The sequence below is a fragment of the Arthrobacter sp. B2a2-09 genome, assembly GCF_027587375.1.
Lineage (GTDB): Bacteria > Actinomycetota > Actinomycetes > Actinomycetales > Micrococcaceae > Arthrobacter.
Genome location: NZ_JAMXIC010000009.1, coordinates 128733 through 140857, shown reverse-complemented (window position 1 = coordinate 140857; position 12125 = coordinate 128733). Strand labels below are relative to the sequence as shown.

Annotated in this window: 11 protein-coding genes; 4 read left to right on the top strand and 7 right to left on the bottom strand. The window is 64.5% G+C overall.

The features are described 5' to 3' along the window. Window positions 1-51: 51 nt before the first annotated feature. Complete coding sequence (locus NFJ07_RS12245; RefSeq protein ID WP_269994672.1) at window positions 52-1431, top strand: M1 family metallopeptidase; 1380 nt, start codon at window positions 52-54, stop codon at window positions 1429-1431. A 43-nt stretch (window positions 1432-1474) separates the two neighbouring features. On the opposite strand, the gene NFJ07_RS12240 is transcribed toward NFJ07_RS12245, so the two are convergent. Genes NFJ07_RS12240 through pheS form a run of 3 tightly spaced genes read right to left on the bottom strand, consistent with a single transcriptional unit; the run spans window position 1475 to window position 5780 of the window. After that, entirely contained in the window at window positions 1475-2119 is a 645-nt protein-coding gene (locus tag NFJ07_RS12240) for a 4'-phosphopantetheinyl transferase family protein (protein WP_269994670.1), read from the bottom strand. A gap of 47 nt (window positions 2120-2166) precedes the next feature. Beyond that, window positions 2167-4716: a phenylalanine--tRNA ligase subunit beta gene (gene pheT / locus NFJ07_RS12235; protein ID WP_269994668.1), complete on the bottom strand. Its 2550-nt coding sequence runs from the start codon at window positions 4714-4716 to the stop codon at window positions 2167-2169. Window positions 4717-4718: 2 nt separating this feature from the next. Continuing rightward, window positions 4719-5780 carry a phenylalanine--tRNA ligase subunit alpha gene (gene pheS / locus NFJ07_RS12230; RefSeq protein ID WP_078105647.1) on the bottom strand — a complete coding sequence of 354 codons (1062 nt, stop codon included), beginning with the start codon at window positions 5778-5780 and terminating at the stop codon, window positions 4719-4721. 181 nt (window positions 5781-5961) lie between these two features. On the opposite strand from pheS, the gene NFJ07_RS12225 reads away from it, so the two are divergent. Next, on the top strand, window positions 5962-6612 hold the full coding sequence (locus NFJ07_RS12225) for an SIMPL domain-containing protein (RefSeq protein WP_269994667.1): 651 nt from the start codon (window positions 5962-5964) through the stop codon (window positions 6610-6612). Here the strand turns inward: NFJ07_RS12225 and pcp are convergent. Continuing rightward, window positions 6609-7256 carry a pyroglutamyl-peptidase I gene (gene pcp, locus NFJ07_RS12220; protein ID WP_269994665.1) on the bottom strand — a complete coding sequence of 216 codons (648 nt, stop codon included), beginning with the start codon at window positions 7254-7256 and terminating at the stop codon, window positions 6609-6611. The genes NFJ07_RS12225 and pcp overlap by 4 nt on opposite strands. Before the next feature lie 112 nt (window positions 7257-7368). Here pcp and NFJ07_RS12215 point away from each other — a divergent pair, with 112 nt between their 5' ends. Next, on the top strand, window positions 7369-8463 hold the full coding sequence (locus tag NFJ07_RS12215; RefSeq protein ID WP_269994663.1) for an Rv2578c family radical SAM protein: 1095 nt from the start codon (window positions 7369-7371) through the stop codon (window positions 8461-8463). 26 nt (window positions 8464-8489) lie between these two features. Here the strand turns inward: NFJ07_RS12215 and NFJ07_RS12210 are convergent, their stop codons facing one another. Beyond that, entirely contained in the window at window positions 8490-8930 is a 441-nt protein-coding gene (locus NFJ07_RS12210) for a (deoxy)nucleoside triphosphate pyrophosphohydrolase (protein ID WP_269994661.1), read from the bottom strand. A gap of 145 nt (window positions 8931-9075) precedes the next feature. On the opposite strand from NFJ07_RS12210, the gene NFJ07_RS12205 reads away from it, so the two are divergent. Further along, complete coding sequence (locus tag NFJ07_RS12205) at window positions 9076-10284, top strand: MFS transporter (RefSeq protein ID WP_269994660.1); 1209 nt, start codon at window positions 9076-9078, stop codon at window positions 10282-10284. Window positions 10285-10309: 25 nt separating this feature from the next. On the opposite strand, the gene NFJ07_RS12200 is transcribed toward NFJ07_RS12205, so the two are convergent. Both NFJ07_RS12200 and NFJ07_RS12195 read right to left on the bottom strand, forming a co-directional pair. Further along, the gene (locus NFJ07_RS12200; protein ID WP_269994658.1) at window positions 10310-11227 is read right to left on the bottom strand and encodes a cation diffusion facilitator family transporter; all 918 of its coding nucleotides are present in this window, start codon (window positions 11225-11227) and stop codon (window positions 10310-10312) included. A 1-nt stretch (window position 11228) separates the two neighbouring features. Continuing rightward, window positions 11229-12125: a TrmH family RNA methyltransferase gene (locus tag NFJ07_RS12195; RefSeq protein WP_269994657.1), complete on the bottom strand. Its 897-nt coding sequence runs from the start codon at window positions 12123-12125 to the stop codon at window positions 11229-11231.

Here is a 12125-nt window from a genome sequence, read left to right as displayed (position 1 = left end):
CACCAGCCCACCACAGCAGCACAGCAAGCTACACGGAGGCAGCCAGCGCACATGAGCCGCAGCGAACCAGGAACAACCACAAGTGCCGTCGATCCCTACACCCTGCACCACGGGAGCACGGCATTCCAGGTGCTGAGGTATGAGCTGGACCTGGACTATAGCCTGGGCAGCAACCGGCTCAACGGCCGCGCGATGCTTCGTTGCGTAGCGCTCGAAGACACGGACTCCGTGATCCTGGACCTGGTGGGCTTGAAGGCTTCCAAAATCCTGATGGACGGCAAGAAAGTGCCGAAGTTCAGCACGCGCGGCGAGCACCTTGTGATCACCGCCAAGGAGCGGTTGCGGGCAGGCCAGCACTTCACGGTTGAGCTCCGCTACGACGGCAACCCGAAGCCGCGCCGGGGCCTGTGGGGCGAAGTCGGTTGGGAGGAACTCGACGACGGCGTGCTGGTAGCCGGGCAGCCGAACGGCGCCGCGTCCTGGTTCCCGTGCAACGACCATCCGCGGCACAAGTCCAGCTACTTGATCAGTATCACCACCGACGACAACTACCGCGCCATCTGCAACGGCCGCCTCGTCTCCCACAGCAGGAAATCAAGCCGCGAAACCTGGGTCTACGAACAGGGCGAGCCGATGGCAAGCTATCTCGCCACTGTGCAAATCGGACGCTACCGGCTTCACCAACTCAGCCCCTCCCTCGGCAGGGTCCGCACCGGGACCGCCCACCATGCCGAGGCCCTGCGGCAGGCTCCGGTGCCCCAGTTCGTTGCCGTCTCCCCCGGTTTGTTGACCGAGGCCCGCGAAGGCCTGGCACGGCAGGCCGACATGATGCGCACCTTTGTGGAGTGTTTCGGTCCGTATCCCTTTGCGGAATACACGGCCGTAGTGACCGAGGACGAACTGGAAATCCCCCTTGAGGCCCAGACCCTCTCGATCTTCGGCCGGAACCACATGGAGCAATCGTGGGATGCGCAGCGCCTCATCGCCCACGAGCTGTCCCACCAATGGTTCGGCAACTCGCTCACTGTGAGCAGTTGGAGGGACATCTGGCTGCATGAGGGCTTCGCCTGCTACGCCGAGTGGATCTGGTCCGAGGAGGCCGGGGTCATGTCCCTCGCCAACCGTGCAAGGGCCGCATGGCGCAAGCTCGACATGGGCGCCCAGGACCTGGTGATCGGCGACCCCGGACCAGAGCACATGTTCGATGACCGCGTCTACAAGCGCGGGGCTCTTGCCCTCCACGCCGTCCGTCGTGCGTGCGGAGACGAAGCGTTCTTCGGATTGCTGCGGCATTGGACTGAGGCCAAGCGCCACAGCTCGGTGTCCACGGCGGAATTCATCGCCGCGGCCAACACCTACGTCCCTGGGCTCGACGCGGCCAGTGTCCTGGAACCGTGGCTGTACCAAGCAAGGCTGCCCGCCTTCGGCTGATCCCCGGCTTCAGCTAATCCCCGAAACCAGATGATCCATGGGTTCAGCGGGACGATACCGCGAGGGCGGCAACCAGTCCGAGCGGAAGATCCCGACCGTCAGCGCTTGCCGGGAGCTCAAGGTCCCACAGCCCGGGCCTTTCAAGAACATCGAGGGAATCCGGCGCCACCCTGAGCCCTTCACCTGTCATCTTCAACCAGGCTTCCTTGCGCGCCCACAATCGTGCGCGCTCCTGAGCCCGACCCCCGGGTTCAAGCGCGTTGAGCTGGCGGTGCTCGCGTGCGGTCAGGGCAACGTCGTCGAAGCCGGCGAACTCCGTGCCGACCGCATTTTCCAGATCGACGCCCACCCGGAGCCCGGGCTCCGGGTGCACGACGGCGGCAAACAGCACCCAGCCCGACGACCGTGAGGCGCTGAGCACCAGGGGTGCGGGGCCGCCGTCGAGCAGGTATCCAGGCCGGCCATGCGCGATGTCCGGACCAGCACCGCATTCCGGGCACCCATAGGCCGCTTGGAGCTTCGAAGGTGGAACACCCAGCAGGGTTGCGGCAAAGTTTTGCTGGGCCAGCCTGGACGCCAGGAATTCCAGTCTCAGGATCGGTGCCATGGCGTCTCCCCGAAGGGTCTCGGCCGGAGACAGCAATTCCGCCGCCATCTTCTTGACGGCGGCGGAATCAGCAGGATCCAAGGACTGGATGTGAACAGCCAGCCCCTGGATCCCCGGGTTGATACTCGTCAGCGCTGGACTGCTCCGAATCGCTCTGCGGCGACGGCGACGGCGGCCTCGCGTGCCTCCGATGCCTCGTCGGCGGTCAAGGTGCGGTCCGTGGCACGGAATCGCAGCCCGAAGGCGAGCGACTTCTTGCCGTCTTCGATGCCCTGGCCCGCGTAGACATCGAACAGGGCGACGTCTTCGAGAAGTTCGCCGGCGCCTTCCCGCAGGGCAGCCAGCACGGCGTCCGCCGGAACGTCTTGCGGCACCACGAGGGCGACGTCCTGGGTGGCCACCGGGAAACCAGAGATGTGCTTGGCAACAATGACGTCCGCAGCGGCGTCGAAGAGGGCGTCCGCGTTGAGTTCGAGGGCCACGGAGCGTGCCGGCATGTCGTGGGCTGCGAGCAGCTTGGGGTGCAATTCGCCGGCGTAGCCCACGATGTCGCCGGAGCGGAGCGCCAACTGGGCGGCACGGCCCGGGTGGAACGCCTGGTGGCTGCCTTGGCTGACCACGAGCTCCACGCCGAGGACGTCGCCGACGAGCCGGGCAACATCCAGGGCGTCGGCCCAGTCCCACGCACGCGGAGTGTGGGCCGCGGCGGCCGGGGAATCATGGCCGGTCAAAACAGCGGCGATGTGCAGAGGCTGGTCCGGGACGCCGTCGTACAGTCCGTCAAGTACCTCGGCGGAAGGCTTGACACCCAACGGCGGGATGGACGCTGTGCCCAGCTGCCCGTCGGGAAGGAACACCGAGCCTGCCTCGAAGAGGGCGAGGTCGCGGAACCCGCGGGAGTGGTTGCGGCGGGCAACCTCGATCAGTCCGGGAAGCACGGAGGTACGCAGGTAACCGTGTTCCTCGCTGATCGGGTTGGCCAATTTGAGGGCGGTGCGTGCCGCGCCTTCCTCCGCCACGCCGAAGGTGTCGTTGGCTGCCTTGGAAACGAACGGGTAAGAGAGGACCTCGGTGAGCCCGGCGTCGGCCAGGGCCTGGACCACGCGGCGTTTTTGCTGCTGGGTCCGGGTCAAGCCGCGGCCTGGAGGGGCCACGGGCAGGGTCGCCGGGATGTTGTCGTAGCCAACCAGCCTTGCGATTTCCTCGGACAGGTCTTCCTTGGTCTCCAGGTCGTTGCGCCAGCTCGGTGCCGTGACCACATAGGAGCCGCTCACCCCGCCCTTCAGAACGATGGCGCCCAGATCCTTAAGGGAACCCGTGATCTGTTCTTCCGTGAAGTCGATGCCGATCCGGGAGGCCGCGTAGTTGGCCGGCAGCTCGATGGTCACGGCGTCGGGTGCTGTCCCGACGTCGGTACCGGCTTCGTCTGCCGTCCCGCCGGCCAGTTCAACCAGGAGGTCGACGACGCGTTGGGCAGCAACGTTGGCAACCTGCCAATCCACCCCGCGTTCGAAGCGCTTGGACGCCTCTGACGGCAGCTTGTGCCTGCGGCGCGAGCGCCCGATCGAGACCTCGTCAAAGTGCGCAGCCTCGACCAGGATGTTGGTGGTCGAATCGGAGACCTCGGTGTTGGCTCCGCCCATGACGCCGGCGATGCCGATTGCCCCGGAGTCGTCGGTGATCAGGAGGTCTTCGACGTCGAGCGCACGCACTTTGTCGTCGAGGGTGGTGATCTTCTCCCCCGCGACGGCGCGGCGGACCACGATATCGCCCGAAAGCTTGTCGAGGTCGTAGCAGTGGTTCGGCTGGCCGAGTTCGAGCATCACGTAGTTGGAAATGTCGACAGGCAGCGAAATGGAGCGGATGCCGGCCAGGCGCAACCGGGAGACCATCCACAGCGGGGTGGGGCGGGTGGCGTCCACGCCGCGGACCGTGCGGGCCACAAAGCGGTCGCAACCGGGCTTGCCGTAGATGGGGGCGTCGTCGTTGAGTTTGACGCCATAGCCGCCGGAGAGTGCCACGGGGGCGTTGACCTTGGCAGCCGGGTCAGTGAAGACGGTTCCGGTCGCGTGGGCATATTCGCGGGCGACACCACGGATCGAGAACGCGTAGCCGCGGTCCGGAGTGACGTTGATTTCGGCGGCTTCGTCGTAGAGGCCAAGGAGGGACATGGCGTCGGTGCCGATTTCGGGATCCAGGCCAATGCGGGAAAGCACCAGGATACCGTCGTGGTCCTCGCCGATGCCGAGTTCACGTACGGAGGCGATCATGCCTGCGGACAGGTGCCCGTAAGTCTTGCGCGCGGAAATGTGGAAGTCACCCGGCAGCACGGCACCCGGGAGGGTCACCACAACCTTGTCTCCCTCGACGAAGTTGTGGGCACCGCAAATGATGCCCTGCACGCCGGAGGGGTCGATGCCCTTGCCGGTCAGGGTCTGCTCCTGGCCTTCAGGGACCACGCGGACCTGGCACCAGTTGATGGTCTTGCCATTGGACTGTGGTTCCTTGACGAGGCTCAGGACCTGGCCCACCACGATGGGACCCTTGAGTTCGTCCGTGGGGCGGTGGACAGCTTCTTCTTCAAAGCCGACCTTGACGAGTTCCGCCATGACGTCTTCGGCCGTGGCGTCGGCCGGAACCTGCGCGAATTCACGCAGCCATGAAAGTGGGATACGCACTGTTAGATCTCCATCCCGAAGTGCTCGCTGAAACGTACATCGCCTTCGATCATGTCGCGCATGTCGCCGACCTCGTTGCGGAACATGAGCGTGCGCTCAATGCCCATGCCGAAGGCAAAACCTGAATATTCGTCCGGGTCGATGCCGGCAGCGCGCAGGACGTTGGGATTGACCATGCCGCAGCCGCCCCATTCGATCCAGCGAGGGCCGCCCTTGGCGCCGGGGTGCCAAATGTCCAGTTCCGCCGAAGGCTCGGTGAACGGGAAGTAGTTGGGACGCAGGCGGATCTGTGCCTCGTCACCGAACATCTGCCGGGCGAAGTGCTCCAAGGTGCCGCGCAGGTCAGCCATGCTCAGCTTCTTGTCGATGGCCAGGCCCTCGAACTGGTGGAACACGGGTGTGTGGGTGGCATCGAGTTCATCGGTGCGGAATACCTTGCCCGGGCACAACACGTAGATGGGCACTTCGCGCTCAAGCATGGAACGGACCTGCACCGGGGAAGTGTGCGTGCGCATGAGCAGGTGCGCCTCGGGAGGTTCCACGAAGAAGGTGTCCTGCATTTCGCGGGCCGGGTGGTCGGGCTTGAAGTTGAGGGCGTCGAAGTTGAACCACTCGGACTCGACCTCGGGTCCTTCGGCGATTTCCCAGCCCATGCCGACGAAGATGTCAGCCACGCGGTCCTGCAGCGTGGACAGCGGGTGGCGGGCACCGGCACGGCGTCGCCGCGGTGCTGCCGTGACGTCGACGGTTTCCTCGACAAGGATGCGGGCGTCGTTTTCGGCTTCGAGCACAGCGGTCCGTGCTGCGAGCGCCTGGTTGACGCGGCCACGGGAGGAACCCATGAGCTTGCCTGCGGCAGCCTTCTGTTCCTTGGGCAGGCCACCGATTTCACGGTTGGCAAGGCTCAAGGGCGACTTCTCGCCGGTGTGCGCCAAGCGGACGGCTTTGAGTTCTTCGAGGGAGGATGCAGCGGCAATCGCGGCGACGGCTTCCTCAACGGCAGCGGTGATGGCGGCTTCATCCAGAGGGTTCGGGATGGCAGCGCCCGGCAAAGTGTCAGTCATCTACTGTTCTTAGCTACGAGTCGGAAATGGTCTTCACCAGGCAGGGCCATGGCAAAAGCAGGAGCGATGCTCGCTGAACGCGTCCGGCGGGCACTAACCCCAGTCTAGTAGAAGGCTCCGGCCGGGATTTAACCCGTGACACCGGGGCATCGTTTGCCGACGGCGCAGCTAGCATGGCCTCATGACGCCGATCCGCACCATCACCGTCACTGGAGAGGGAACCGCCGAAGCCGTTCCCGATCTGCTCACGCTCATGCTCGCCGTCGAGGTCAGGCGTGACGCCGCCGAAGCGGCCTATGACGAGGCCGGGGAGATCGCCTCGGCCGTGACTGAAGCCTTGCGCGGGCATGGTGTGGCCGGTCTTGACCTGCGGACCAGCGGCCTCAATCTGCGTGCCGAACTCGTCTGGGCCGAAAACCAGGGGCAAAAGGTCACTGGCTATGTTGCATCAACCACCTTGGTTGCCCGGGTCGGCCCGCCATCGGCGGCCCCCGCGGCCATATCTGCGGCGGTGGCTGCAGGCGGCGACAGCCTGCGCATCAATGGGATCGAACAGGGATTCAAGGATTCCTCCGCCGTCGCAGCGCGGGCCCAGGAGGCAGCGTGGCGGGAGGCCGAGGCGAAGGCGGCCCGGTTTGCCGCACTTGCCGGCGCCCGGTTGGGGCAAGTGCTATCCATCGATCAGCGGCCGGAGCATGGATCGCCGGTGCCGATGATGGGCGACATGAAGCGGGCCTTTGCGAGCGAAGGCGTGGCCATCGAAGCGGGATCAGTGGCGGTTTCCGCCAGCGTGGTAGTGCAGTGGGAGCTGGACTCGCCGGCGCCAGCCTAGTGAACAGCTCCTGCGGACAGCTTCGCGTCCACTTGAGTCTCAAGCGCTGTGCGCACGACGACGGCGATTCCCCGGCCCATGTCCCGGGTCGCCATGCCAGGTGCGGCACTACCCTGCGGCAGGTGGGCCTCGTCATAGGGCACGTGGATGAAGCCACCCCGCGCGCGGGGCGCAGAAGTTCCGGCGAGCTCGTGCATCAGGGCATAAAACACGTGGTTGCATACGTACGTCCCGGCAGTCTGCGAGACTTCGGCGCGGATTCCGGCGATCTGCAGCGCCCGCAGGGCGGACTTCACTGGCAGCGCGCTGAAGTACGCCGCGGGCCCATCCGGGACCACCGGCTCGTCGACAGGCCTGTTTCCAGCGTTGTCCGGAATTCTGGCGTCATCGCAGTTAATGGCCACGCGCTCCAAGGAGAGCCGGTCCCGGCCTCCGGCGAGCCCGACGCAGATGACCAACTCCGGGCGCAGCCTCCCCATGGCCTCGCGCAGGACCGCGGCGGATTCACCGAAAACGCACGGTAGCTCAAGCGCTTCCACCCCATGCCCTTCGGCGCGCAAAATTTCCTGCGCCTTGAGGACGGCAGCCCACGAGGGGTTGCTGGAATCGCCACCAAAAGGCTCGAATCCCGTCAGCAGAATCATGAACCCACCCTAGCAAGTGCCAGCCCGGCTCCAAGGTTCTTCGTTCGAACTTTCACCGGCCTTCTTCCACCAGGCCTTGACAAGCGTTCGAACATATATTCGAATGGAGGGCATGAGATGGGACGCACAGGCACTTTCACCACAACGTGGTCCGGCACCCGGAGACAACAGCAACAGCGTTCCGTCCGGAGCCGCCCCAGCAACGGATGCACTGCTGCCGCTGGCCGGGCTTGTGCGTTCCGTCTCAACCCCCGAATTCTCCGGAGTCACCTTTCATGAGGTCACCGCCAAATCGGTGCTCAACAAGGTGGCGTCCGGTTCCCAGATGCCTTTCGAATGGACGGTCAACCCATACCGCGGATGCAGCCATGCCTGTGTCTACTGCTTTGCGCGCAAGAGCCACACCTATCTGGAGTTCGACGCCGGACACGATTTCGATTCCCAAGTGATAGTGAAGATCAACGCGGCAGAGGTCTTGCGCAAGGAACTGTCCAAACCGTCGTGGGGCCACCATCATGTGGCCCTCGGCACAAACACGGATCCGTACCAGCGGGCAGAGGGCCGCTACCAGCTGATGCCGGGGATCATCCGGGCCCTGGCCGATTCCGGTACGCCGTTCTCCATCCTCACCAAGGGAACCCTCCTGGGCCGCGACATTCCCATCCTCAAGCACGCCTCCAGCCAAGTGCCCGTGGATCTGGGCATCTCGCTGGCCATGACTGACGAAGCTCTGGCCTCGGCAGTGGAACCGGGCACGCCCGCACCACGCGCCAGGCTCAAGCTCATCCGCCGGCTGCGCGAGGCCGGGCTGCCTTGCGGTGTCATGGCCATGCCCATCCTGCCGTGGCTAACGGACAGCGATGACGCCCTGGAGTCGCTCTTTACCGCCCTGGCCGAGGCCGGTGCCACTGGCGTCACGGCCGGGGCGTTGTACCTGAAACCGGGCACCCGGGAATGGTTCATGCAGTGGCTGGCGGCAAATCACCCCGGCCTCGTTGGCAAATACCGGCGTCTCTACGGCCAAGGCTCGTACGCCTCGAAGGAATACAGGACCTGGTTGATTGGCCGCATCAAGTACTTCAAGGCCCGTCACGGTTTCTCCGGGAGCAGCGGTTTCAGCCACAGGAACGCCGCTGCGGGCAAGGAAACGCCGGTTTCCCTTCCATCGGCTTCCTTTCCAACAACGGGCCAGTCCACTCTTTTCTAGCCAAGGCTTTTCTAGCCAAGGCTTTTCTAGCCAAGCAGGCCGGAGGCCACCCGCTCCAGCAGCGCCCGGACAATCGGCAGGTCAGCAGGAATCCACGGCAACGTGAACGCCTCGTCTCCATTGCCGAGCGGAACCCACCGGAGTTCGTCGTGGTCCTGGAGCGGACGCGGTTCGCCGTCGAGCAGTTCGGCGAACCATACCCTCATGACGGCCCGCTCGTTCAGCGGCCACGCGGCGCCTGCATCCGGTTCCACTTCGGCCCCGAGCCGGACAGTGATCCCCAGTTCCTCGAGCAGTTCGCGGTGCAGCGCGTCTTCGAAGGATTCCCCGGCCTCCAGCTTGCCGCCGGGGAACTCCCACATTCCTGCGAATTGCGGTGGGGCGCTGCGCCTTGCGGCTAGCAGCCGTTTCGGATTTTCAAGGGAATCGACGACGGCGGCGCCCGCCACGCTTATCAGTCCAGTCACCGCAACAGTCTATTGGCCGTCCGGCCATGACCCTGTCTATGGAAGTTGTCACATTCAGGGACATTCGCCGGAGTCTCGCACTAAGCTTGAAAGTCGGCTTTATTCCCTTCGAGTGGCCTCCCGCTCGCCCCCAAGAAACAGGACGATGACCACTACCGCTGTCAGCAAAACCTCCCAAAAGACCGGAAGCCGTCACGTGGCGCTGGCGATCTTCGCCCTTGCCATGGGTGGATTTGCCATCGGGACAACGGAGTTCACCATGATGGGCCTGCTCAAGGAGATCGAGCAGGGGCTCAACATCAGCACTCCCGAGGCCGGGAACCTGATTTCCGCCTACGCCCTGGGTGTAGTGGTGGGCGCGCCGATCTTCGCGGCACTTGGCGCCCGTCTCCCCCGCAAGCAACTTGCCTTGGGACTCATGCTGTTCCTGTCCATCGCGAACCTGACGTCCTTCATTGCACCGGACTACGGAACCATGTTGATCACGAGGTTTGCCTCAGGACTGCCCCATGGCGCCTTCTTCGGGATCGCCGCGGTCATCGCAGCGAGCCTGGTCGCTCCCACCAAGCGCGGTTGGGCGATTTCCATGGTCATGGGCGGGCTCACCATCTCAAACGTCATCGGCGTTCCCGTGGCTACTTGGCTCGGCCAAACATTCGGGTGGCGCCTGCTCTTCGTAGTCGTCGGCGTCATCGGCCTCGTCACCAGCGTGTTGCTGTGGAAGTTTGTCCCCTTTGAGCCCGCCCACCCCGAGGCAAGCATCCGCCGGGAACTTGGTGCGCTCAAACGCATACAGGTGTGGCTGGCATTGCTGATCGGAATCATCGGTTTTGGCGGTTTCTTCGCCACCTACACGTACATCTCCCACACCATGACGTCCGTGGCCGGCATCCCGGAGGCGCTGATACCCGTGGTAGTTGCCCTTTATGGACTCGGTATGGTGGCAGGCAATATCCTCGGGGGCCGCATCGCCGACAAGTCGGTCATGGGAACTATCTACCGGGTCCTTCCCCTCATCGCGTTGGCGCTGGTGGCCTACGCCGTCGCAGCCCACTGGGCGTGGTCCGCATTCATCATGGTCTTCATCGTGGGCGGTATCGGCTCCATGCTTGTTCCGCCCTTGCAGACGCGCCTCCTCGACGCATCGCCGGACGCCCCATCCTTGGCTTCTTCGCTCAACCATTCCGCCCTCAACATAGCCAACGCCCTTGGCGCGTTCCTCGGCGGAGTGGTCATCGCTTGGGGCTGGGGCTACGTTGCACCAGCCCTCGTCGGGGCTGTCCTGGCAGTCCTGGGACTCGGCGTCGCGGGCATCAGTGGCTGGTTGGAACGCAAGCGGCCACTGGCGGCATAGCTCTCTGCTGTTGCTGCGGGGCTGGTTATACCTGGACCCGCTCGACGTCGGGCTCTAGGTAGATGACCCGGGCGATCGGTACTGCGGTGCGGATCCTGAGTTCGGCGTCGTCGATCGCTTTAGCAATCGCCTGACCGGTATCTGCAGCGCCCACACTGATCTTCGCAGCGACAAGCAACTCTTCCGGACCCAGGTGCATGGTCTTGAGGTGGATGATGCGCGTGCCATCGGACTCAATGGCTTCCGTGATGCGTGCGTTGTCCTCTTTGGTGGCTGATTCGCCGAGCAGCAAGGACTTGGTTTCCACCGCGAGCACCACGGCGATTCCCACAAGAAGCAGGCCAATCATTCCTGTGCCCGCGGCGTCCCACAAGCCGTTGCCCGTGATGAGGGTCAGGCTCACGCCGAACAGGGCGAAAACGAGGCCCAGGAGAGCTCCGAAGTCCTCCAGGAGGATCACGGGCAATTCCGGTTGCTTGGCGTTGCGGATGAACTTGATCCAACTCTGCTTGCCGCGCAAGGGATTTGACTCGTGGATGGCTGTCCGGAACGAGAAGGATTCCGCCACAACGGCGCCGAGCAGCACGGCCAGCGGCGCCCACCAGAAATCGCCTTCAATGGCATGGGGGTGCTGGAATTTCTCCCAAGATTCGAAGAGCGCGAAAAGGCCGCCAACGCTGAACAGCACGATCGAGACGATGAAGGCGTAAATGTAGCGCTCACGGCCATAGCCAAATGGGTGTTCCGGACTTGCGGCCCGCTGCGCCCGCTTCCCGCCAAGCAGCAGGAGCAACTGGTTGCCCGAGTCGGCTACGGAGTGGATTGCCTCGGCCAACATGGACGACGACATCGTGAGGACGAATGCGACAAACTTGAGTGCAGCGATCGCCAGGTTGGCACCCAATGCCGCCACGATTGCCTTGGTACCGCCATTTGCAGCCACGTCAGGAAGCCTGCTGGGAGCGTGCACTGGCGTAAAGGCAGACAGTGGCGGCTGTGCCGAGGTTCAAGCTTTCCGCCGAGCCGTAAACGGGCACTGCGACACGATGGTCGGCAAGGGCCAGTTCGGAGTCTGAAAGTCCTTGCGCCTCGTTACCGAACAGCCAGGCCGTCGGGGCTTCGAGTGCGTAGTCGGAAGGCGCTGCCGACGCACCCAGGCGGCGAGCCGCGTTCTCGTCCTGAAGCTTGTCCAGATTGAGGGTGCCGTAACCGTCCGCTGCGAGGATCCCGATGCCCCGCTCCTTGCAGAGGGCCACGAGTTCCTCGATGTCCGCACCCAGCACAACCGGCAGGTGGAAGAGTGAACCTGCCGTGGAGCGCACAGCCTTCGGGTTGTAAATATCAACACTGGAGGCCGTCAAGACCACCGCATCCGCCCCGGCCGCATCAGCGGCCCGAAGCACTGTCCCAGCGTTGCCGGGGTCCCGCACTTGGCACATGACGGCGATTAGCCGCGGCCCGGCGTCGAGCACTGATTCAAGGCTGACGTCCACAAAACTGCAGACAGCCACAATCCCCTGGGGATTGACGGTGTCCGCCATGGCGGCCAGGACATCGTCATTCGCGAGCCGCAAGGCGACGCCGTCGGCGAGCTCGGCCAGTTCAGGGAGCCGGTCCAGGCAGCTTTCGCTCGCGAAGACTTCGTGTACGACGCCGGGCTCCCCCGCCGTGGTCCGCTCCCGGTGCAGGACCAGAGCCTCGCGAACGGCTTGGGGGCCTTCCGCGAGGAACCGGCCGCGCTTTAAACGGGCCGGGCGCCCTGCAAGCCTTGCGACATCCCTGACCCGATCGGCTCGGGGGTTGGACATCGGAAGTTCTTGCGGGCGCCCGGTTTCGTTCAT

Coding starts and splice junctions, on each gene's coding strand:
- NFJ07_RS12195 (WP_269994657.1), bottom strand. CDS start 12,125: ATGAACGAAACCGGGCGCCCGCAAGAACTTCCGATGTCCAACCCCCGA.
- NFJ07_RS12215 (WP_269994663.1), top strand. CDS start 7,369: ATGAGATGGGACGCACAGGCACTTTCACCACAACGTGGTCCGGCACCC.
- pheS (WP_078105647.1), bottom strand. CDS start 5,780: ATGACTGACACTTTGCCGGGCGCTGCCATCCCGAACCCTCTGGATGAA.
- NFJ07_RS12245 (WP_269994672.1), top strand. CDS start 52: ATGAGCCGCAGCGAACCAGGAACAACCACAAGTGCCGTCGATCCCTAC.
- pcp (WP_269994665.1), bottom strand. CDS start 7,256: ATGATTCTGCTGACGGGATTCGAGCCTTTTGGTGGCGATTCCAGCAAC.
- NFJ07_RS12225 (WP_269994667.1), top strand. CDS start 5,962: ATGACGCCGATCCGCACCATCACCGTCACTGGAGAGGGAACCGCCGAA.
- NFJ07_RS12205 (WP_269994660.1), top strand. CDS start 9,076: ATGACCACTACCGCTGTCAGCAAAACCTCCCAAAAGACCGGAAGCCGT.